Source organism: Streptomyces sp. NPDC048389 (assembly GCF_040706335.1).
In the GTDB taxonomy this organism is placed as follows: domain Bacteria; phylum Actinomycetota; class Actinomycetes; order Streptomycetales; family Streptomycetaceae; genus Streptomyces.
In genome coordinates this window covers 1-20,329 of the sequence record NZ_JBEZKP010000081.1, presented here as the reverse complement: position 1 = coordinate 20,329, position 20,329 = coordinate 1, and the positions used below count along the sequence as shown (strand labels likewise).

Annotated in this window: 21 protein-coding genes and 1 tRNA gene; 6 read left to right on the top strand and 16 right to left on the bottom strand. The window is 71.4% G+C overall.

All coding sequences use genetic code 11. The features are described from left to right. Positions 1-145: 145 nt before the first annotated feature. The 3 genes from AB0903_RS32475 (at position 146) to AB0903_RS32465 (ending at position 2,824) form a co-directional block, all read left to right on the top strand. The gene (locus AB0903_RS32475; RefSeq protein ID WP_366708335.1) at positions 146-808 is read left to right on the top strand and encodes a group II intron maturase-specific domain-containing protein; all 663 of its coding nucleotides are present in this window, start codon (positions 146-148) and stop codon (positions 806-808) included. A gap of 180 nt (positions 809-988) precedes the next feature. Continuing rightward, complete coding sequence (locus AB0903_RS32470) at positions 989-1,861, top strand: DUF2797 domain-containing protein (protein ID WP_366708337.1); 873 nt, start codon at positions 989-991, stop codon at positions 1,859-1,861. Positions 1,862-1,939: 78 nt separating this feature from the next. Next, positions 1,940-2,824 (top strand): amidohydrolase family protein, encoded by an 885-nt coding sequence (locus AB0903_RS32465; protein ID WP_366708334.1) that lies wholly within the window; start codon positions 1,940-1,942, stop codon positions 2,822-2,824. Positions 2,825-2,922: 98 nt separating this feature from the next. On the opposite strand, the gene AB0903_RS32460 is transcribed toward AB0903_RS32465, so the two are convergent. Both AB0903_RS32460 and AB0903_RS32455 read right to left on the bottom strand, forming a co-directional pair. Beyond that, a complete protein-coding gene (locus AB0903_RS32460) occupies positions 2,923-4,707 on the bottom strand; it encodes a S8 family serine peptidase (RefSeq protein WP_366708336.1) in 1,785 nt (594 codons plus the stop codon). A gap of 462 nt (positions 4,708-5,169) precedes the next feature. Continuing rightward, the gene (locus AB0903_RS32455; protein ID WP_366708333.1) at positions 5,170-7,989 is read right to left on the bottom strand and encodes a helix-turn-helix transcriptional regulator; all 2,820 of its coding nucleotides are present in this window, start codon (positions 7,987-7,989) and stop codon (positions 5,170-5,172) included. An 83-nt stretch (positions 7,990-8,072) separates the two neighbouring features. Between AB0903_RS32455 and AB0903_RS32450 the strand changes: the two genes are divergently transcribed. Then, on the top strand, positions 8,073-8,810 hold the full coding sequence (locus AB0903_RS32450) for a response regulator transcription factor (RefSeq protein WP_366708332.1): 738 nt from the start codon (positions 8,073-8,075) through the stop codon (positions 8,808-8,810). 154 nt (positions 8,811-8,964) lie between these two features. Here AB0903_RS32450 and AB0903_RS32445 read toward each other — a convergent pair whose 3' ends face one another. Together AB0903_RS32445 and AB0903_RS32440 are read right to left on the bottom strand one after the other, a co-directional pair. Further along, positions 8,965-11,478, bottom strand: coding sequence for an MFS transporter (locus AB0903_RS32445; protein WP_366708331.1), 2,514 nt, complete (start codon positions 11,476-11,478; stop codon positions 8,965-8,967). 8 nt (positions 11,479-11,486) lie between these two features. Then, complete coding sequence (locus tag AB0903_RS32440; protein ID WP_366708330.1) at positions 11,487-11,951, bottom strand: MarR family winged helix-turn-helix transcriptional regulator; 465 nt, start codon at positions 11,949-11,951, stop codon at positions 11,487-11,489. Between the two features lie 201 nt (positions 11,952-12,152). Between AB0903_RS32440 and AB0903_RS32435 the strand changes: the two genes are divergently transcribed. Further along, on the top strand, positions 12,153-12,374 hold the full coding sequence (locus tag AB0903_RS32435) for a hypothetical protein (RefSeq protein WP_366708329.1): 222 nt from the start codon (positions 12,153-12,155) through the stop codon (positions 12,372-12,374). Positions 12,375-12,509: 135 nt separating this feature from the next. On the opposite strand, the gene AB0903_RS32430 is transcribed toward AB0903_RS32435, so the two are convergent. The 9 genes from AB0903_RS32430 to AB0903_RS32390 form a co-directional block, all read right to left on the bottom strand. Next, the gene (locus tag AB0903_RS32430) at positions 12,510-13,343 is read right to left on the bottom strand and encodes a hypothetical protein (protein ID WP_366708328.1); all 834 of its coding nucleotides are present in this window, start codon (positions 13,341-13,343) and stop codon (positions 12,510-12,512) included. Positions 13,344-13,397: 54 nt separating this feature from the next. Continuing rightward, a complete protein-coding gene (locus tag AB0903_RS32425) occupies positions 13,398-14,255 on the bottom strand; it encodes an RNA polymerase sigma factor SigF (RefSeq protein WP_366708327.1) in 858 nt (285 codons plus the stop codon). Positions 14,256-14,488: 233 nt separating this feature from the next. Further along, on the bottom strand, positions 14,489-15,331 hold the full coding sequence (locus tag AB0903_RS32420) for an RNA polymerase sigma factor SigF (RefSeq protein WP_366708326.1): 843 nt from the start codon (positions 15,329-15,331) through the stop codon (positions 14,489-14,491). 175 nt (positions 15,332-15,506) lie between these two features. After that, positions 15,507-15,800, bottom strand: a complete 294-nt coding sequence (locus tag AB0903_RS32415) for a Dabb family protein (RefSeq protein ID WP_005315281.1) — start codon at positions 15,798-15,800, stop codon at positions 15,507-15,509. 55 nt (positions 15,801-15,855) lie between these two features. After that, positions 15,856-16,020, bottom strand: coding sequence for a hypothetical protein (locus tag AB0903_RS32410; RefSeq protein WP_366708325.1), 165 nt, complete (start codon positions 16,018-16,020; stop codon positions 15,856-15,858). A 331-nt stretch (positions 16,021-16,351) separates the two neighbouring features. Beyond that, positions 16,352-16,436: transfer RNA gene (locus AB0903_RS32405), tRNA-Ser, on the bottom strand. Positions 16,437-16,686: 250 nt separating this feature from the next. Beyond that, a complete protein-coding gene (gene tadA, locus AB0903_RS32400; RefSeq protein ID WP_366708324.1) occupies positions 16,687-17,133 on the bottom strand; it encodes a tRNA adenosine(34) deaminase TadA in 447 nt (148 codons plus the stop codon). Between the two features lie 89 nt (positions 17,134-17,222). Then, entirely contained in the window at positions 17,223-17,759 is a 537-nt protein-coding gene (locus AB0903_RS32395) for a hypothetical protein (protein WP_366708323.1), read from the bottom strand. Positions 17,760-17,909: 150 nt separating this feature from the next. Beyond that, the gene (locus tag AB0903_RS32390) at positions 17,910-18,092 is read right to left on the bottom strand and encodes a hypothetical protein (protein WP_366708322.1); all 183 of its coding nucleotides are present in this window, start codon (positions 18,090-18,092) and stop codon (positions 17,910-17,912) included. A gap of 115 nt (positions 18,093-18,207) precedes the next feature. On the opposite strand from AB0903_RS32390, the gene upp reads away from it, so the two are divergent. Next, complete coding sequence (gene upp / locus AB0903_RS32385) at positions 18,208-18,843, top strand: uracil phosphoribosyltransferase (RefSeq protein WP_366708321.1); 636 nt, start codon at positions 18,208-18,210, stop codon at positions 18,841-18,843. A gap of 105 nt (positions 18,844-18,948) precedes the next feature. On the opposite strand, the gene AB0903_RS32380 is transcribed toward upp, so the two are convergent. The 3 genes from AB0903_RS32380 to AB0903_RS32370 form a co-directional block, all read right to left on the bottom strand. Next, on the bottom strand, positions 18,949-19,572 hold the full coding sequence (locus tag AB0903_RS32380) for a LytR C-terminal domain-containing protein (protein ID WP_366708320.1): 624 nt from the start codon (positions 19,570-19,572) through the stop codon (positions 18,949-18,951). 196 nt (positions 19,573-19,768) lie between these two features. Continuing rightward, positions 19,769-20,065 (bottom strand): type II toxin-antitoxin system VapB family antitoxin, encoded by a 297-nt coding sequence (locus AB0903_RS32375; RefSeq protein WP_003955420.1) that lies wholly within the window; start codon positions 20,063-20,065, stop codon positions 19,769-19,771. 66 nt (positions 20,066-20,131) lie between these two features. Continuing rightward, positions 20,132-20,329 (bottom strand): hypothetical protein (locus AB0903_RS32370; protein WP_366708319.1); only part of this gene is annotated, 198 nt, incomplete at its 5' end.

The window sequence follows — 20,329 nt, the reverse complement described above, 5'->3', positions numbered from 1 at the left end:
TGCTGGACCGGAGCGCAATCTGGACGGCTTCGTCGCGGAACTCCGGCGAGTACTTGCTCGGTGGCGCCACTGTTTCTTCCCTCGATTCCTTACAGAACAACCCTATTGAGTCCCTGTCCGGGATCTTCGGGGCCCCTCAAACATCATGCTCGACGACCTGGACCGGGAACTGTTCAAGCGCGGTCACAGGTTCGTGCGTTACGCCGACGATCTGCGGATCTTCGTGCGGAGCGAACGGGCCGCCCACAGAGTGCTCGCCTCGGTCACGGCCATGGTCGAGCAGCGGCTGAAACTGAAGGTCAACCGGGAGAAGTCGAAGGTGGTCCGGGCCTCCGCGGCCACGCTGCTGGGGTTCAGCTTCCACTTCACCCGGAGCGGGGTGAAGATCCGGGTCGATCCGAAGGCGCTGGCGCGCTGGAAGGACCGCATCCGGGAGCTGACCTCACGCCGGTGGAGCATCGCGATGGACGAACGTATCGCGAAGATCAACCGGTTCATGGCCGGATGGATGGGCTACTTCCAGCTCTCGGACGCCTCCAGGCCGTTCCGGGACCTGGAGGAATGGCTCCGCCGCAGGATGCGGCAGATCCGCTGGAAGGAATGGAAACGCTTCGCGGCCAGGCGCCGGAACCTGCTCGCACTCGGGATCCCCGAGCGCGCCGCCCGTGAATGGGCGAGCAGCAGCAAAGGCTACTGGCGGATCGCGGGGTCTGCCGTCCTTCAGCGGGGGCTGCCCAACTCCTACTGGGACGACCTGGGCCTGAAGATGCTCAAGCCGACCTGGCAACGGTTGAGATCAGCCCGATGAACCGCCGGATGCGTGACCCGCATGTCCGGTGGTGTGGGAGGAGGGCCGGGCGACCCGGCCCTCCTACCCGATTCCCGATCTGTCCCGGTTCAGCGGGCGCCGTTCCGATCCGGGGGTCCGTCGCCGCCCGTTCCGACAGGATGGGTGGATGCGGATCGCGGTGGAGGTACGGGCGGGGTGATGTGGCGGTGTGCGGGGATCGGATGGCGGCCCGAGGCGCGGGTGCCGGTGCTCGAGTGGGAGGGCGGGCGCATCAGTCCGCTCGTCGCCGGGAAAGAGCTGGGCTTCCGGGCGGAAGGGGTGCGACGGTGCACGGGGGCGCGGGGGAACGCCTGTCCGCTGCGGGCCGAGGTCCCGGGGCGGGCGGCGCAGGCGCGGTGCGCCGAGTGCGCGAGGCTGGACCGGGCGCACTCGGTGGCCGCGGACGCCGTGCCCGACGATCCCCGTACCTATCGGGTGTACCTGGCGTGGTTCGGGCCGGGCATGCTCAAGGTCGGGATCACTGCGGAGCAGCGCGGGCCGGCGCGGCTGCTGGAGCAGGGAGCCGTGGTGTTCGCCTGGCTGGGGCGGGGGCCGCTGATGGCGGCGCGGCGTACGGAGGAGCTGTTGCGGGCCGCGCTCAAGGTGCCGGACCGGATCCCGTACGCCCGTAAGCGGGCGGTGCGGGCCGCCTTGCCGGGCAGTGCTCAGGAGCGTGCCGCCGAGGTCGAGGCGCTCCACGCGCGGGCGCTCGCGCTGCCCGGCTGGGCGGAGTCCCTGGAGCCGATCGCGTTCGAGGCGGTCGACCACGCCGACGTGTTCGGGCTCGAGGGGCTGCCGGCGGCGACGGCCGTGGTGCGGGAGCTGGTGGGCGGCGGGGTGGTGGCGGGCCGGCTGGTCGCGGCGGCCGGGCCCGATCTGCATCTGAGGACGGCGGCGGACGGGATCGTCGTCGTCGACACCCGGTTGATGACGGGGTGGGGGCTGGTGGGTGCCGACGCCGCCGCAGCGTTGAGCGTTCCGGTGACCGATGTGGGGCCGGGGGATCCCGGCGTGCAGGACGGGCTGTTCTGATGGAGCCCGACAGCCGGCCGAGTGCATGTCCGGGCGCATGTCCGGGCGGACGGCCGGGAGAGACGGAAGGGGAGGGCGTTGAGCGGGAGCGGGGCGACGGAGGTACGGGAGTTCTGGCAGCGGCTCGGGCTGCCGGGGCTCGTGGATGTGCACACCCACTTCATGCCGGAACAGGTGCTGAAGAAGGTCTGGGCGTACTTCGACGCCGTAGGCCCCCTGACCGGCATGGAGTGGCCGATCACCTACCGGCACGAGGAGGAGGAACGCGTCGCGCTGCTCAGGGAGTTCGGTGTGCGGGCCTTCACCTCGATGCTGTATCCGCACAAGCCGGGGATGGCGGCCTGGCTCAACGGCTGGGCGGCGGACTTCGCGGCCCGGACGCCGGACTGTGCGCACACCGCGACGTTGTTCCCCGAGGACGGGGTGGACCGCTATGTGCGGGAGGCGGTCGAGGGCGGGGCGCGGATCTTCAAGTCGCATCTGCAGGTCGGGGGGTACGACCCGGGTGATCCGCTGCTGGACCCGGTGTGGGGGTTGCTCGCCGAGGCGCGCGTACCGGTGGTGATGCACTGCGGCTCCGGCCCGGCGCCCGGCAAGTACACCGGCCCGGAGCCGGTGGGGCGGGTGCTGGCGCGTCATCCCCGGCTGCGGCTGGTGGTGGCGCACATGGGGATGCCCGAGTACGCAGACTTCCTGGCCCTGGCCGAACGCCATCCGGAGGTCCGACTGGACACGACGATGGCCTTCACGGATTTCAGCGAGGCGTTCGCGCCGTTCCCCGAGGCGGAGCGCGGCCGGCTGGCGGACCTGGGGGAGCGGATCGTGCTGGGCACGGACTTCCCGAACATCCCGTACCCGTACGCGCATCAGCTGCAGGCGCTGGAAGGGCTCGGGCTCGGGGACGACTGGCTGCGGGCCGTCTGTCACGACAACGGCGCGCGGCTGCTGCTGGGGAGCCGATGACGGAGGTGGTGCGGGGCGCGTGGCGCATGGCGCAGGGGCCTGCCGATGCCCTCCTCGACATCGGCAGGCCCCTGATACGGCCTGGCAGCGTGGACCTGTCAGAAGGTCAGGCTCCAGGAGTCGATGTAGCCGGTGTCACCGCTGTAGACGTCGGTGACCCGCAGCTTCCACGTGCCGCTCGCGGCCACGCCGGAGGCGTCGATGGTGTACGTGGTGAGGACGTTGTCCGCGCTGTCGCTGGAGCTGGTGCCCTTCAGCTGGGCGGCGGCGCCGTTCGGGGCGACGATCTCGATGCGCAGGTCGCCGCGGTAGGTGTGCTTGATGTCGACGGCGATCTTGAGCGCCGACGGGGCGTTGCCGCTGATGCCGCTCACCGGGATGGAGGAGGTGACGGTCGAGTTGTCGGGGATGTTCACGTTGGTGGAGTTGGTGAACACGTTGCCGGTGGGCGGCTCGGGGTCGCCGTCCGCGCCGACCGTGGCGGCCGCGTCGGCGAGACCGGCGCCGCAGCCGCCGGAGCAGGAACCGGGCAGGGTGCGGGCGTTGTTCTTGATCGCTGTCTCGATCTGACCCGGGGTCAGTGACGGGTCGGTCTGGTTGATCAGCGCGGCGAGGCCCGCGATGTGCGGGGCGGCCATGCTGGTGCCCTGGTACGCCACGTAGTTCTCGCTGCCGACGCTGCGGGTGCCGGTGTTCAGCGTGGACCAGATGCCGTTCGCGGGGCTCACCGAGGTCTCGCCGCCGGGGGCGGTGATGTCGATGACGCTGCCGTAGTTGGAGTACGCGGCCCGGTTGCCCTCACGGTCGGAGGCGGCGACGCTGATGACGTTGTTGCAGCTGGCCGGGTTGAAGTTGGCGGCGTTGGCGTTGCTGTTGCCGGCCGCCACGACGACGGTCGTGCCGCGGCTCACCGCGCCGTTGATGGCGCTCTGGGTGCCCGAGTCGCAGGAGCCGCCGCCGCCGAGGCTCATGTTGATGACGTCGGCCGGGTTCGGGTTGGCGGGCACGCCCGCCACGGAGCCGCCGGACGACCAGGTGATGGCGTCGATGATGTCGGCCGTCGTGCCGCCGCACTTGCCCAGCACACGGACGGGCTGGACGGTCGCGTTGTACGCGATGCCGGCGATGCCCTTGCCGTTGCCGGTGGTGGCGGCGATGGTGCCGGCGACGTGGGTGCCGTGCCAGGAGTTGTTGGTGTCGCGCGAGGGGACCGGCTGACCGTTCTGGTCGGTGCCGCACTCGCCGCGGTTCATCCAGTCGCCCGGGTCGGCCGGGTTGCTGTCGCGGCCGCCGCCGTCCTGGGCCATCCACGGGTCGGAGATGAAGTCGTATCCCGCGATCACGTTGGCGGCGAGGTCCGAGTGGGCCACGTAACCGGTGTCGATGACGGCGACCTTGACGCCCTCGCCGGTCGCCCTGTCCCAGGCGCCGGGGACGTTCATGCCGGCCGTGGCCTCGAAGAGGTCCCACTGGCGGTTGTACTCGGTGTCGTTCGGCTGCACGGCCGTGGCGTACATCCGGGTGTCCGGGACGACGTACGCGACGTCCGGGTCGGCGCGGAAGGCGGCCATGACGTCGGCGGTGTCCGCCTTGCCGAGCTCCGCGCCGAGGTCGACGAGGGCGGCTCCGGTGCCGAGCCGGCGGTCGAAGTCGAGGCTCTCGCCGGCCTTCTTGCCCTTGGCCTTGGCGTCCTTGGCCGCGGCGTCGTCCGACTTGGCCTCTGCGGCCTTCGTCTTGTAGCCGACGATGAGGCGCTCGACGGGCTCGTCGGCCGCGGCTGCCGCGGTGATCGCTTCCTGTGCTGCGCCCGGGGCGGGAAGGGGCGCGGCGACGGAGGTGGCGGTGCCCGCACAGAGCAGTGCGGTGCAGCTCGCCGCGAGCACGGATATGCGAATGCGTCTGGAACCGTTCAAGGCATTGCCTTTCGAGGGTTTGACCTGGCGGCAGGAACCAAAGGCACAGATGGTTCAGTTCATGACAAGCCAGGCGGGTTCCTGTGGCCGCGGGCAGGATGCAGGGGGTTGAGGGGGCGGCCGTCGATGTGCGGCGGGCGAAGGGAGCCCCGGCCCGCGAGCGCCAATGGATTGGGGTGCACTCGTGTCCGGATGTTGGGGATGCACGGTGCGGTGGCTGCCGGCCTGTTGGGCCGAGGACACCCGCACACGGCTCCCTTCAGCCGCGCATGTCACCGGTCGGTCGGACGCGCTGACAGCTCCCCCGCTGCGGATGCGCGTTCGACCGGCCGGTTGGCAGGGAACCTACGGCCGGAATCAGCCGTCCGCCTATCCGGATGGGTGCCGCTACGGATACCTGTTTAACCCCTGCCCGTACGGCGATCGGTCCGGTTAACCACCGTTTGTGACCCCGTCCAGAGCCTCCGGCAGTACGGCCGCGTCGATCATCGCCGCGAGGTGCTGCCTCGATGTGGTGCCGAGTTTGCGCATGGCCCGGGCGACGTGCTGCTCGACCGTGCGCGGGGAGAGATGCAGCGTCGCCGCGATCTCCCGGTTCGTCAGCCCGGTCCCCGCCAGTTCGGCGACCTCGCGCTCGCGCGGCGAGAGACGGTCGCCGTACGAGGGCCGGCCCGGCGGGCGCGCCTCCTTGGCGGGCTGGTGCGAGCGGAGCAGGGCACGGGCGCGGGCGGCGTCCCATACGGCGCCCAGCTCGGCGAACTGCCGCGTGCAGGCGGTCAGGTCGGCCACGGCCTGCCCCTTGCCCCCGTGCTGAGCGTCGCCCTCCGACGCGCGGGCACCGGTGCTCGCGCCCTCCGGCCCCGCGCCCTCCGCGCCCACGCCCTCCGGCGCGGCTGCCGTCCCCGTGCCGTCAGCCGGGTCCGCCCTGTCCGCCTCCAGGGCGCAGCGTCCCGCGGCCTCCGTGGTCAGGGCCTGGGCGTACGGGCGCGGCAGCGACGCGTACGCGGCGGCGGCCTCCCGGTACAGCGGGACGGCGTCGAGCCACCGGCCCTCCGCCTCGGCCAGCGCGGCGTGGCTCCAGGTCACCGCGGCCCACGCCGTGGGGGCGTCGCGGCCCTCGAGGCCCGCCTCGAAGTCGGCGATCACGGCCCGTGCCGCCTGGATGTCTCCGGTGCGGGCCATCGCCTCGACGGCCCAGGGCGCCAGGTCCGCGGCCCACACCCATACGCCCTTCCGCTTCACCTTCGCCCAGGCATCACGCGCCTCCACCGCCGCGTCGGACAGCTCCTGGCGGGCCAGCGACAGCCGGATCAGCGCCCCGGAGGTGGCCGCGGCGAGCGGCGGTGCGGCGTCCCCGCGGGACGGCGCGTCGGCGCCGGCCAGCCAGGACAGCGCCGAACCCCACTCCCCCTGGGCCAGCGCGAGCAGCCCCCGCACCACCCGGGCGTCCGCGCAGATCACCGGCATGTCCGCCGTCGCGGCGACGAAGGTCTCGCACCGCTCGGCCAGGCCCGCCCACCGCCCGGTGACCCACTCCAGCAGCAGTCGGGCGCCCAGCGCCGTGTGCTTGGTGTACGGGGCGCCGCTCTTGCCGGACAGTTCGAGCCCTTCGGTCAGCAGCTCCTCCGCCCGCCCGTGGTGGCCGAGCCACAGCGCGGAGTCGGCGGCGTTGCACAGCCCGCGCGCCGCGTGCAGCCGACACCGGGGGTCGGGGCTGTCCGTGGGCAGCTCCTTGACGAGCGCCCAAGCCCCCGGGTCGCCGCAACTCATCGCGAGCGCGGCGCGGTTGGCCGCGACGGCCGTGCGGACGACCTCGTCGCCGCTGTCCGCCGCCGCCCGGGCCGCGTCCTCCAGCCACGCGCGGTGGACGTCGAACGAGGAGTTGGGCCAGTACGGCATGGCGAGCGCGGACATCGCCCGTGCCGCCAGGTCGGGCCTGGCCTCGCGCAGTTCGGCGGCGGCCCGCTCGAGCTCCTGCCAGCCCTTGTCGCTCATGCCGACCTGATTGCACAGCAGCAGCCCGAGATCGAGCCGGAGTTCGCCCCGCACGGCGGCGGGGAGGGACGCGTCCTCGATGATCTGGGTCAGCACCTGGACCGTCTGGTCGGAGCGCAGTCCGACGACGGCGCTGCGCGCCAGGACCGGTGCCAGCCGGGCACGGGTCTGCGGCGGTACGGCCGGGTCGGCGAGGGTCTGCTCGAGCAGTCCGATGGCCTCTTGGTGCCGCCCGGACTCCGCGGCCTCCCGCGCGGCCTGCTCGACGGCCCGCAGCCAGCCGCGTATTCGCCCGCCCGCTCTGTGGTGCCTGGCGAGTGACGCCCACGGCACGGGCTGCCGGCGGGCGAGCACGTCCGCCGCCCGCCCGTGCAGTTCCTCCCGTACGGGACCGGGCACGGACTCGTGCACGGCGGATGCCGCGAGGGGCACGGGGAGCCCGTAGCCCTCGTCCGTCTCCGTGAGCGCCGCGCCGGCGAGCGCGGCGAGGAGCGCCTGCCGGCCGGGGCCGCGGCCCAGTCCGGAGACGGTGACGAGTTCGTCGCGGCCGGCCGGCTCGCCCAGGACGGCGGCGGCCCACACGATCGGCCGGTGCTCCGGTGGCAGGGCGGCCGTCCGGCCGAGGCTCAGGTCGGCCAGCCGTACGGGCACGCCCGCGGCGTCGACGTCGCCCGCCGTGCACCGCTGCCGGGTGCTGTCCCGCAGGGCCGCCAGCAGGTCGACCACGATCTGCGCCACGCCACCCGAGCGCTCGTGCAAACGGGCCACCGCCTCCTCGGTGCAGCGTTCGCCGAGCACGGCTGCCGTGACCTGCCGGACCGCGTCCACGCTCCACGGCCGGACCCGGTGCCGCAGAACGGTGAGCTCGGACGGATACCGGGGCGGCGGAGTGCCCAGAGGCAGTCCGGGGGCTGCCAGCTCCTCCGGTCGGTAGGTGAGCACGGCCGCGAGACCGGGCCGTCGGTGCTCCAGCAGCCGGCGGAGCAGCGGCAGTTCCCCGGCGTCCGCACGGTGGACGTCCTCCACGGCCAGCAGCACCGGCCCGTGGTCCGGGAGATCGGGGGCCGCGGACGACTCGCCGCACGTCCACCGCAGGCACGTCGCCCGTGCCGCTTCCGGGAGCGTGGTCAGCTCCTGGACCAGGCGGCTCTTGCCCGTACCGGCGCGGCCCTCCACCAGGACGAGGACCGGGGCCGAGCCGTCACCGGCGAGCGTCCGCCGCAGCCGCAGCCCCCAGAAGGATTCGTGTGCCGTCACCACGCCGCCCGTCCTCCGACCTTCTCAGGGAATTCACAGGTTCAGGAAAGAAGCCTCTCAGGGCAATGTCACAGCCTGGCGACATGACGACGACCAAGCCCAAGGTGCGCACCGAAATGCTCAGGCCGGACGGCAGCCCCGTGCGGGTTCTCGTCGTGGACGACGAGGCGCCGCTGAGCGACCTGCTGTCGATGGCCCTGCGGTACGAGGGCTGGGAGGTCCGCAGCGCCGGTGACGGTGCGGCGGCGGTCCGTACGGCCCGCGACTTCCGGCCGGACGCCGTGGTGCTCGACGTCGTGCTGCCGGACACGGACGGGCTCGCCGTCATGGGGCGGCTGCGGCGTGAGGTGCCCGACCTGCCCGTGCTCTTCCTGACGGCGCGCGACGCGGTCGAGGACCGGATCGCGGGGCTCACCGCCGGGGGCGACGACTGTGTTGCCAAACCGTTCTCGCTGGAGGAGGTCGTGGCACGGCTGCGCGGCCTGATCCGCCGCTCCGCGACGGCGACGGTGCGCAGCGAGTCACTGCTGACCGTCGGTGACCTCGTTCTCGACGAGGACAGCCATGACGTGACGCGGGGCGGGCAGTCGATCCGTCTGACCGCGACCGAGTTCGAGCTGCTGCGCTACCTGATGCGCAATCCGCGCCGTGTGCTGAGCAAGGCACAGATCCTGGACCGGGTGTGGAGCTACGACTTCGGGGGCCGGGCCAATGTCGTCGAGCTCTACATCTCGTATCTGCGCCGGAAGATCGACGCCGGGCGGCCGCCGATGATCCACACGCGGCGCGGCGCGGGCTATCTGATCAAGCCCGGCGAGTGATGTGACGGTGCCGCGCCGGCGTGTGTCCGGCCCTGGCGGGCCTCAGGAAGTGCTCGGGCCCCGGGGACAAGGGGCGACCGGCCGTCCCCTGCCTGCCGCCCCGTCCCCGGGGCCCGTCTCCGCCGGGAACGGACCGGCCCTCCCCGGAGGTCCGTCACTCGCCCGGGTGGGCGAGTTCGATGTCGTGGCCGTCGACGCCGCGGCCGGTCAGGGTCAACCGGGTCGCCACCGGGGCGTATCCCGTCGCGATGACCGTGTACTCGCCCGCGTCCAGGTCGGCGAAGGCGTACGCCCCGTCGTCACCGGTCGTCGCACTGGCGACCACGTTCCCGGCGGCGTCCACGAGCGTCACCCGTGCGTCGGCCAACGGCCGGCGGACGGCACCGGCGCGTACGGCGTCCCGGCCCAGGGCGCCGGGCTCCAACACCGCCTCGACCCGGGACACGCCCTGACCGCCGATCTCGACGGACAGCGCGAGCGGCCGGTGGCCGGCGGCGCTCACCGCGACCGTCACCGCGCCGGGTTCCGGCTCGGTGCAGGCGAACTCGCCCTGCTCCGCACTCGTCCCGGCGGCCGGTGTATCGGCGCGCACGGCGGTGACGACGACCGTCGCGCCTTCGGCCGGACCGGCGCCTTCGGCCTGGTCGGCGCCCTTGACCGCACGGTCGCCTTCGACTCGACCGGCGCCTTCGGCCACCTGTACGACGCCGGCCAGACGGCTCGTACCGGTGAGCAGGATGTCGTGGGCCAGTGGTTCGCCCGCGACGACCACCGTGGAAGCCGACGGCCGACGGCCGTCGGCCGAGGCGATCAGCACGTAAGAGCCGGCTCCGGGCGCGTCCAGCGTGTAGCCGCCGTCGGCACGGGCGACGGAGCGCCCGAGTTGCCGGCCCGCCGGTGAGATCAGCGTGACCGCCGCACCGGGTACCGCGGCGCCCTCGGATCCGCGCACCACGCCGTGCACCGCGACACCGGAGGCCGCGGCGGTGACCGGCTCGGTCTCGACCGCCTGCGCCGGGGCGGGGGCCTCGGCGGCGGCGACCGCCTCGGGTGCCTCGGTCACAGCGGGGGCGGCCTTGCCGTTCGGCGAACCGCTCCTCAGGGCGACCTCCTTGATGAAGACCGTCACGACGAGCGCGACCAGCGCGAAGGGCGCCGAGTAGAGGAAGATGTCGGCGACCCCGTGTCCGTACGCCGTCTCCATCACCGTGCGGATCGGGCCGGGCAGGGCGTCCAGGTCGGGGATGCCGCCGCCGGCGGTACCGCCGTGTCCGAGCGCGGCGCCCTGCGGGCCGAGCTCCGCGAGTCCGTCCTCGACGTAGTCGGTGACCCGGGTGGCCATGACCGCGCCGAGCGCGGAGACGCCGATCGCGCCGCCGAGGGACCGGAAGAAGGTGACGACGGAGCTGGCCGCGCCGAGGTCGACGGGGTCGACCTGGTTCTGGGTGCAGAGCACCAGGTTCTGCATCATCATGCCGAGCCCGAGACCCATGACGGCCATGTAGACCGCGATGTGCCAGTACTCGGTGTCGTACCGGATGGTGCCCAGCAGGCCGAGGCCGGCCGTGACGAGTGCGGCACCGACGACCAGCCAGGCTTTCCAACGGCCGGTCCTGGTGATGACCTGTCCGGAGACGGTCGACGAGACGAACAGGCCGCCGATCATCGGGATGGTCAGCACACCGGACATGGTCGGCGACTCACCCCGCGCCAGCTGGAAGTACTGGCTGAAGAACACGGTGCCCGCGAACATCGCGACACCGACGAAGAGCGACGCCGTCGACGCCAGCGTGATGGTGCGGTTGCGGAACAGCCGCAGCGGGATGATCGGCTCGCTCGCCCTCGACTCCACCAGCAGGAAGAGCGCGCCGAGGGCGATGGAGCCGCCGACCATCGCGCCGGTCTGCCACGAGAGCCAGTCGTACTTGTCGCCGGCGAAGGTCACCCAGACCAGCAGCAGCGAGACGGCGGCGCTGATGAAGAAGGCGCCCGACCAGTCGACCTTGACCTCACGCCTGACCACCGGCAGCTTGAGGGTCTTCTGCAGCACGAGCAGGGCGATGAGGGCGAACGGGACACCGACGTAGAAGCACCAGCGCCAGCCGAGCCAGTCGGTGTCGGTGATGACGCCGCCGAGCAGCGGGCCTCCGACGGTCGCGACGGCGAAGACGGCGCCGATGTAGCCGCTGTAGCGGCCGCGCTCGCGCGGCGCGATCATCGCGGCCATCACGATCTGCGCCAGGGCGGACAGCCCGCCGACACCGATGCCCTGGACCACTCGGCAGGCGATCAGCATGCCCGAGTTCTGCGAGAGTCCGGCGACCACGGAGCCCAGCACATAGATGAGCAATGCTGTCTGGACCAGCAGCTTCTTGGAGAAGAGGTCGGAGAGCTTGCCCCAGAGCGGGGTGGTCGCGGTCATCGCCAGCAGCGACGCGGTCACGACCCACGTGTAGGCGCTCTGCCCGCCGCCGAGATCGGTGATGATCTCCGGCAGCGCGTTGGAGACGATCGTCGACGACAGGATCGCGACGAACATGCCGAGCAGCAGCCCCGACAGCGCCTCCATGATCTGCCGGTGCGTCATCGGCGCTCCGCCGTCGAGGGCGGTCGGCCCGCCATATTTGGCGTGGCCGCCCCGCACACCCCTCGGTGTGGTCGTAGCCATGAACTTCCTTACGTCTCTTGTGCGGGTGTACGGGTGGCGTGGGCCCGGCAGTCCCCGACGGAATCCTTCAAGCGGGCCAGCATCGTGTTGAGCTGTCCGACCTCGTCGTCGGTCCAGTCCTCGAGGTGGTGGGCGAACATGTCCGCGGTCCGACGGCCGAGTTCACCGAGCAGCTCCTCCCCCGAGAGGGTGAGCCGCAGGATGCGGGAGCGCCTGTCGTCGAGGTCCGGGGACCGCTCCAGCCAGCCGCGGTCCACGACATGGGCCACATGCCTGCTGGTCACCGACATGTCGACGGCCAGCAGTTCGGCGAGGCGGCTCATCCGCATCTCTCCATGCCGGTTGACGAGGGCCAGGACGGCGGCCGATCCGGAGGGACAGTCGGCGGGCAGTATCCGGGAGAGGCTGCGCTTCACGGCTCCGACGGCGCTGATCTGCCGGGCAAGCTCCTCGTACTGACTGCGCTCGGCCACGGCCCCTCCAGGGTGTTCGTTGCTTAGGGCAACGATATAAGCCGTTGGTTGCTACAGGCAAACGAAAAGGGCGTGAACGGGTAAAGGAACCCAAAAGGCTTTGCATCTGCAGAGTCATGCGCGAGTCATGTCCGCGCCCGGAACCTTCCGGCGTCCGCCCGGGGTTGGGCCCGGCATCGGCGTTCGCTAGGGTCCTGGGCCATGGCACACAACCCCCATGCTCCCCAAGGCCAGGGCCCCGAGGGCAACCACGACCCCGCGGGCAGCACCCAGATGTTCCGCGCCTTCGTCGACGAAGGCGCCCCCCAGGGCCGCACGGCCGCGACGCCGGCCGCGTCGTCCTCGTCGCGCGTCGGCCTGATCGCCGGTGTGATCGCGGTGGTGGTCGTCCTCGGTGCGGTCGCCTGGCTCGCCCTCGGCTGACCGGGGGGCTTGCCGCGGGCGTCTGCTTCAGGCGCCCGCCTCCGGCCCCATCGATCTGCCGGGTGGTCCGACGGGCGATCTGCACGGTTGACCAGCTGGTTGACCGGTACCGTGATCGGCCCCCGGGCCTCTCGGTCACTTCCACTTCGCGGTGACGTCCCGGGTCTCGACGCGCATGCCCCACGGCACCCGCCAGGCGTCCACGCAGACCGTGTACGTCTGCTTCCGTACGGCCCCGGGCGCGATCGGCGCGGGCAGGGGCTGCCGGGACTCCACGGTGGCCCAGTCGATGCCGAGCGCACCGATGATGTGCGTGGCGAAGGTGACGGTGCCGGAGGCCACGGCGGTGCCGCCGGTGTTGCGGAACTCCACGGTCACCTTCTCGCACCACCGCTTGTCCAGAGCCTCGCGCACCGGCTCGCCGAGCCGGAGCACGGCGGGGCCCGTGGGACCCGGATCGGGCGGGGGCGGGGTCGGGGCCGGTGACGGCTTCGGGGATGCCGGGGGCTTCGGTGTGTCCGGAGCGCCCGGAGTGCCGCCGGGGTCCGGCGTCCGCCGAGGCCCGCCGTCGCCGCCCGGGACTCCGGCCGGCTCGCCACCTCCCGGTGGCCCGGCGTCGCTCGTGCCCCTCGTACCTCTCGCGTCTCCCGTACCGGCCTCGGCAGGGCCGCTGTCGGCCTGCTGCTGCCCTGTCGGCCGGCCGGACGCGTCGGGGCCCTTCCCGGGGGCTGTGCCGGCAGGGCCGGCGTGCCCGTTACCGGCGCGCCCGTCCTTCCCTTCGTCCAGCGGGGCGAGCGAGACCTTGCCCCTCGGCGGCACCGCGGCGGTCGGGGCCCTGCCGGACCCCGCGCCCGCGGCGCCGAGCGCCACGTCACCGTCACCGTCGCCGCTGCCACCGCCGCACGCGGTCAGCGCTCCGCAGAGGCAGAGCGCCGACGCCACGATCCCCGGTCCGGTCCGTCGTCGCATCGCGCCAGTGTGGCTGACGACCCGTCAGGAAGGAAGCCCGGTGACGGACCCGCCTCAGTCCGCGATCAGCCCTTCCCGCAGCTGCGCGAGTGTGCGGGTCAGCAGGCGGGAGACGTGCATCTGGGAGATGCCGACCTCCTCGCCGATCTGCGACTGCGTCATGTTGGCGAAGAAGCGGAGCATGATGATCTGCCGCTCCCGGGGCGGGAGTTTGGCGAGCAGCGGCTTGAGCGACTCCCGGTACTCGACGCCTTCCAGCGCCGAGTCCTCGTAGCCCAGCCGGTCCGCCAGCGAGCCTTCGCCGCCGTCGTCCTCGGGCGACGGCGAGTCCAGCGACGAGGCCGTGTAGGCGTTGCCCACCGCGAGGCCGTCGACCACGTCCTCCTCGGACACCCCCAGAACGGCGGCGAGTTCGGGGACGGTCGGCGAGCGGTCGAGCTTCTGGGCGAGCTCGTCGCTGGCCTTGGTCAGTGCGAGGCGCAGCTCCTGGAGCCGGCGCGGCACCCGCACCGACCACGAGGTGTCACGGAAGAAGCGCTTGATCTCGCCCACGACCGTCGGCATCGCGAACGTCGGGAACTCCACGCCCCGCTCGCAGTCGAAGCGGTCGATCGCCTTGATCAGGCCGATCGTGCCGACCTGGACGATGTCCTCCATGGGTTCGTTCCGGCTGCGGAAACGCGCCGCGGCGTACCGGACGAGGGGGAGGTTGAGCTCGATGAGGGTGTCGCGCACATAGGTGCGCTCGGGGCTGTCGTCGGCCGCTCCCTCGGAGTCCAGGGCGCGCAGCCGCAGGAACAGGGAGCGGGAGAGCGTGCGGGTGTCGATGGCTTCCGAGCTGCCGGACTCGACAGGTGCGGTCGCGCTTGGCGCGCGAGTGAGCACCTTCGAGCTGCCCTGTTCTACGGACATGCCACCCCCTTGAGGTCGCGGACGGTCGCGGTGGCCGCGACCGTCTGAGGAACGCAGCCTCCACCTGAATACCGGCGGCGAGGCTGCGGCAAACGCGGTTCCAGCAGAATGTCACATGTCGGCAACACGCTGTAGTGACATGTCGACAAGTATTGCGCAAAATTGCCCAGAAAGCAGGGGGTACAAGGCTTTTGAGCCTACGTCAGCGACTGAGGACTCTCTACCCGTTCGAGCTACGCTTCGATCCTGTTTGCGGAACGAAGCCGGGCGAAACTTCTCGCGAGCAACCGCGACACGTGCATCTGCGAGACACCCAGCTCCTGACTGATCTGGGACTGCGTCAGATTGCTGTAGTAACGGAGCATCAGGATCCGCTGCTCTCGCTCGGGCAGCTGAACGAGCAGATGGCGCACCAGGTCCCGGTGCTCGACGCCGGCCAGCGCCGGGTCCTCGTAGCCGAGCCGGTCCAGCAGCCCCGGCATGCCGTCGCCCTCCTGGGCGGCCTCCAGTGATGTCGCGTGGTACGAACGGCCGGCCTCGATGCAGGCCAGCACCTCGTCCTCACCGATCTTCAGTCGCTCGGCGATCTCCGCCGTCGTGGGGGAGCGGCCGTGAGCCGTCGTCAGGTCCTCGGTCGCCCCGTTGACCTGCACCCACAGCTCGTGGAGCCGGCGCGGCACATGAACCGTGCGCACGTTGTCGCGGAAGTACCGCTTGATCTCGCCGACCACCGTGGGCATCGCGAACGTCGGGAACTGCACCCCGCGGTCCGGGTCGAACCGGTCGATGGCGTTGATCAGTCCGATCGTGCCGACCTGGACGACGTCCTCCATCGGCTCGTTGCGGCTGCGGAAGCGGGCGGCGGCGTACCGCACCAGCGGAAGGTTGGCCTCGATGAGTGTGGCGCGCACCCTGGAGTGCTCGGGGGTGCCCGCCTCCAGCCCCTTGAGGCGACCGAACAGCACCTGGGTCAGAGCCCTGGTGTCCGCGCCGCGCCTCGAGGGCCTCGTGGCGGATGCGGTGTCGTCCGGCCTCTCGTTCTGAGGTGGCACCTGAGGCGCAGTACTGGCCGACACGGTCAAGCCACCCCTTTGCGGTCATTTACGGTCAACTCATCCGTCAAAAGCGGTCATAGCATCACAAGACATCCCCACTGTGTGCAAGCACCGTATAACGCCGTGTTGACGTCATGGTGGGATGGAAAACCGAAAAGCCCCCCGCCCGGCGGGCGAGGGGTCGGCGCGACGGGCCTCAGAACTCGTAGTCGGCGATCACCCACGTGGCGAATTCCCGCCACTGCCCGGCGGCCGCCTGGTGAGCCGGATGCTCGATGTAACGCTTCAGCGCGTCCCTGTCGGCCACGGCCGAGTTGATGGCGAAGTCATAGGCGATCGGCCGGTCCGTGATGTTCCAGGCGCACTCCCAGAACTCCAGCTCGGGTACGACCCCGTCCAGCTCCTGGAACGCCTTGACGCCGGCGACGACGCGGGGCTCGTCCCGCTCGACACCCTCGTTGAGCTTGAAAAGAACCAGATGGCGGATCACGGGGACTCCCTGCTTGGCCTGATGGGCCTGGTTGACGAGCCCTGGTTGACGAGCCTTAGTTGACGAGCTCGGTCATGAACTCTCCGACGCCCTGCGCGGCGCTCGAAATGCCCTCGAACCCTACCCCCACCAGGTCGGCCGCCCGGTCCGGGGTTTTGATGATCGTCCACAGGATGAAGACGACGACGATGTAGACGGCTATCTTCTTGGCTTGCACCATCGGCCCCTGTCTCCCCTGCTGTCCCTGCCCCGGCCCACGCGTCGCGTGAGTCTAGCCGAGCGGATTCGGACAGGAGCGTGTGGAACGCGGGACCCGGCAAGGGCCGCGGGCCAGGCGGCTGTCTCAGGATCGGGCTTCCCCCGGTCCCGTGTCCCCGGCGCCGCTTCCCGGTCCCGCGTCCCGGTCCCGCGTCCCGGTCCCGCTTCTCCCGGCGGATCCCGACCCCCGGGTGTTCGCCCTTCGCGGCCGGCCCCGGATCCTTCATCCCCGCCGGCAACCCGGGCAAGGCCGAAGGGCCCCGGCGCGATGCACCGGGGCCCTTCGACAAGAGCGGTAGCGGAGGGATTTGAACCCTCGGTGACTTGCGCCACACTCGCTTTCGAGGCGAGCTCCTTCGGCCGCTCGGACACGCTACCGGGAGAGAGCTTAGCCCAAGGTGGGCCGTGCTCCGAAATCGGTTCTGGGAAACGGCCCGCGCCCGGCTCTCCGGGCCCGCACCGGACGTTCTCGATGCCGCGCTACGGACGCTCGCCGCGCCCTGCTCCGAACGTCTCCACGCTCTGTTTCGGACGTCCTGCATGATCTGTTTCGGGCGTCTTTCGTCGCCCTGCTCCGAGCCGCCTCCGCCCTTCGCCGCACGTTCTCCGTCCCACGCCCGCGGGTACGTCAGAGCGCGGCGGAGCCCGGCCGGTCGCGGAAGAACGCCGTCAGCTGCTTCGAGCACTCCTCTTCCAGTACCCCGAGCACGACTTCCGGCCGGTGGTTGAGACGCCGGTCCCGTACGAGGTCCCACAGCGAACCGGCCGCGCCGGCCTTCTCGTCCCGTGCGCCGTAGACGACCCGCTCCACACGCGACTGGACGAGGGCGCCGGCGCACATCGTGCACGGCTCCAGCGTCACGACGAGCGTGCAGCCGGTCAACCGCCACTCGCCGAGGACGGCGGCGGCCCGGCGTATCGCCAGCACCTCGGCGTGAGCCGTCGGATCGCCCGTCGCCTCACGCTCGTTGTGGCCCGTGGCGAGGATCGTGCCGTCCGCGGCCAAGAGCACGGCGCCGACCGGCACGTCGCCGCCCCGGGCCGCGCGGTCCGCCTCACCCAGGGCGAGGTGCATCGTCGCCTCCCACGGGCCGCGGACGGGATCGCCACCGGGTGCCGGGCCCGCGGGGCGGTCGCGTCCCTGTTCGTCTGTCTGCCGGGGCACTAGCGCACGGTCTCCAGCACCTCGGCCGCGCCGAGCGCCTCCGCGATCTCCGGCAGCGCGTCGGTGTCCAGTGCCAGCAGTTCCTTCTCCGACAGTCCGAGGTCGGCGAGGATCTCGCGGTCGCCGACCGGGCCGGCCGGCACGGTCTCGCCGCCCTGGGCGGGGACGTCGACCGTGCTCGGCTCGTCCTCTTCCGGTTCTCCGTCCTCCGTGCCGTCGAGGTTCAGCGAGTCCAGGTCGTCGGCGGGGTCGTCGTCGTCCCCGCCGAGCAGTTCGTTGGTGAGGATCTCCCCATAGGAGGAGCGTGCGGCCGCGGCCGCGTCCGAGACGAAGATCCGGGGATCCTCCTCGCCGTCGATCCGCAGGACACCGAACCAGGCGTCCTCCTGTTCGATGAAGACGAGCACCGTGTCCTCGTCCACCGAGGCTTCGCGGGCCAGGTCGGTCAGATCCGACAGGGTCTCCACATCGTCGAGCTCTGTGTCGCTCGCTTCCCACCCGTCATGAGTGCGCGCGAGCAGTGCGGCGAAGTACACCGTGACTCTCCCACTGATCAGAGGTGTGACGACCGGCGGTGCGTTGCGTAGTGCCCCGCCCACTCGGAATCGTGGCAGAAAGAGGCGCGATGCGAGAGGTCTTCCGTCGTTGCGTCGGCCATCAGTTCTCACCGGTGTCCGTGGGACGGGCTACCAGCGGAAGGTCCGCATCCGCATCTGCTGGCGCATCCGGGCGGCTCGGGCCCGTCGTGGCTGGACGCGGTCGCGCAGCGCCTTGGCCTCGTTCAGTTCGCGCAGGAACTGGGCGCGTCGCCTGCGCCGCTCCACGTCGCTCGTGGTTTCCTCTTCTCGCTCCGGCTCGGACTCCGGCATTGCCACACCACCCCACGGCTGCTTCTACCGCCTTCGGCCCTGCGGCCTGGGCGGACACCTCTCCACCTTCCCTCCGGAACCGGCCTTGATGCGAGCGCGGGCTACTGTTGACGGCATGCGGATCCACGTCGTCGACCACCCGCTGGTGGCGCACAAACTGACAACGCTGCGCGACAGGCGCACCGACTCCCCGACCTTCCGGCGGCTCGCCGACGAGCTGGTCACCCTGCTCGCGTACGAGGCCACGCGGGACGTGCGCACCGAGCAGGTCGAGATCAAGACCCCGGTGACGGGCACGACGGGGGTGAAGCTGTCCCACCCGCGTCCGCTGGTCGTGCCGATCCTGCGGGCCGGCCTGGGCATGCTCGACGGCATGGTCCGGCTGCTGCCGACCGCCGAGGTGGGCTTCCTCGGGATGATCCGCAACGAGGAGACGCTCGAGGCGTCGACGTACGCGACCCGCATGCCGGAAGACCTCTCCGGCCGCCAGGTGTACGTGCTGGACCCGATGCTGGCGACCGGTGGCACGCTGGTGGCGGCCATCCGTGAACTGATCAGGCGCGGTGCGGACGATGTGACCGCCGTGGTGCTGCTCGCGGCGCCGGAGGGCGTCGAGGTGATGGAGCGGGAGCTGGCGGGAACGCCGGTGACCGTGGTGACCGCGTCGGTGGACGAACGCCTGAACGAGCACGGGTACATCGTGCCGGGCCTGGGCGACGCGGGTGACCGCATGTACGGAGCGGCCGAGTAGGCCGAGCGGTACGTCCACACGGCGGTCCGTGCCGTGATCGACCGGGAGGGCCGGGGAGTGTTCCCGGCCCTCCCGGTGGCCTACGGTGCTTTCGGCTTCCGGCTTTCAGCACTTTCCGGTGGGGACCGGCTTGGGCTTGGTCAGGGCCGTGAGGGCCACGTCCGCGCTCGCCTTCGGGTCGAGGGACTTGAAGGCCGTGCCGATGATCAGGTCGATGTCCGCCGTCTCGCGGGTGTCGGTCTTCGCCTGGAACCCCTGCACCTGGGTCCCCAGGACCCGGAAGGCACCTTCCTGTGCGGTCGCCGCGCCGAGGAAGATCGCCGTGCCGGGGACCTTCTTGTCGTACGCGGCCGGTGCGTTGGCGATCTTGCCGATCTTGAAGCCACGTTTCTTCAGCTCGTCGGCCGTCGACTTGGCCAGGCCGGAGCGCGGGGTCGCGTTGTAGACGTTCACCGTGATCTGGCGGGGCAGCGGCGGCAGGGGTGCGGCGGAGGGGGACGGGCCGGGCTTGCAGGCGGCGCCGCGCGTCTTCGCGATGACCTTCTTGCCGTCCCCGGTGAACGCGTCGATGAGCTGCAGCGTCCCCCAGCCGGCAAGGCCCAGCGCGGCCACGGCGGCGACCACCGCAAATACGATCCTGCGGCGGTTCCGGGGGCGTCGCATTCGTGGGTACTTGTCGCCCGTGATGCGGTACTTTCCGCCCATGCCGGGGGGAGTCAGCATGCTCATGGGCGCAGCGTAGTGCCGTCAGGTGGCTATGCCTACTAAACGATCAGCTGGTTGCGCCCGTACGGTGCCGAAACGCCCCCGAAAGGATCAGCCGCCGTCTGCGCGGAGCCGCCCGGAGCAGCCGATCACCGCGTCCGGCGGGAACTTCCGCGGACCGCGGGTCGGTGGGCACATCCGGGGGCCGGGGGTCGGCTGCTCAGCCCAGCTCGAGCACGCGGGCGTGCAGTACCTGCCGCTGCTGGAGGGCCGCGCGCACAGCTCGGTGCAGACCGTCCTCCAGATAGAGATCGCCCTGCCACTTCACGACGTGGGCGAAGAGGTCACCGTAGAACGTCGAGTCCTCCGCGAGGAGCGTCTCGAGATCAAGCTGGCCCTTGGTGGTCACGAGCTGATCGAGGCGGACCGGGCGCGGCGCGACATCCGCCCACTGCCGGGTGCTTTCCCGGCCGTGGTCGGGATACGGCCGCCCGTTACCGATGCGCTTGAAGATCACACGGAAAGCCTACCGGTCAAGGGGCTCATGGCGCAGCCATGGAATCGCGGCACGATCCTGATCAAACTATGCAAAACGGGAGAACCGCGCCCTCCGTGGCCGTCTGTCGTGCGGCTGATTCGCCCGAAAGGGGCCTGCCTCGCCACCGGGAGGCCGAGCCGGCCGGGCTACGGTGACCTGGCCGCCGCTGATCAGGTTGGAGAGCAGTACCGGCAGGTGCGTCTCGTTGGACTTCAGCAGCGAGTCGACCTCCTGGGCGGCCGG

What these genes read in the sequence shown, in the direction of transcription:
- AB0903_RS32475 (WP_366708335.1), top strand. Translation starts at nt 146, where the DNA reads ATGCTCGACGACCTGGACCGGGAACTGTTCAAGCGCGGTCACAGGTTC.
- AB0903_RS32470 (WP_366708337.1), top strand. Translation starts at nt 989, where the DNA reads ATGTGGCGGTGTGCGGGGATCGGATGGCGGCCCGAGGCGCGGGTGCCG.
- AB0903_RS32450 (WP_366708332.1), top strand. Translation starts at nt 8,073, where the DNA reads ATGACGACGACCAAGCCCAAGGTGCGCACCGAAATGCTCAGGCCGGAC.
- AB0903_RS32445 (WP_366708331.1), bottom strand. Translation starts at nt 11,478, where the DNA reads ATGGCTACGACCACACCGAGGGGTGTGCGGGGCGGCCACGCCAAATAT.
- AB0903_RS32435 (WP_366708329.1), top strand. Translation starts at nt 12,153, where the DNA reads ATGGCACACAACCCCCATGCTCCCCAAGGCCAGGGCCCCGAGGGCAAC.
- AB0903_RS32430 (WP_366708328.1), bottom strand. Translation starts at nt 13,343, where the DNA reads ATGCGACGACGGACCGGACCGGGGATCGTGGCGTCGGCGCTCTGCCTC.
- AB0903_RS32425 (WP_366708327.1), bottom strand. Translation starts at nt 14,255, where the DNA reads ATGTCCGTAGAACAGGGCAGCTCGAAGGTGCTCACTCGCGCGCCAAGC.
- AB0903_RS32410 (WP_366708325.1), bottom strand. Translation starts at nt 16,020, where the DNA reads ATGGTGCAAGCCAAGAAGATAGCCGTCTACATCGTCGTCGTCTTCATC.
- tadA (WP_366708324.1), bottom strand. Translation starts at nt 17,133, where the DNA reads ATGCACCTCGCCCTGGGTGAGGCGGACCGCGCGGCCCGGGGCGGCGAC.
- AB0903_RS32390 (WP_366708322.1), bottom strand. Translation starts at nt 18,092, where the DNA reads ATGCCGGAGTCCGAGCCGGAGCGAGAAGAGGAAACCACGAGCGACGTG.
- upp (WP_366708321.1), top strand. Translation starts at nt 18,208, where the DNA reads ATGCGGATCCACGTCGTCGACCACCCGCTGGTGGCGCACAAACTGACA.
- AB0903_RS32380 (WP_366708320.1), bottom strand. Translation starts at nt 19,572, where the DNA reads ATGAGCATGCTGACTCCCCCCGGCATGGGCGGAAAGTACCGCATCACG.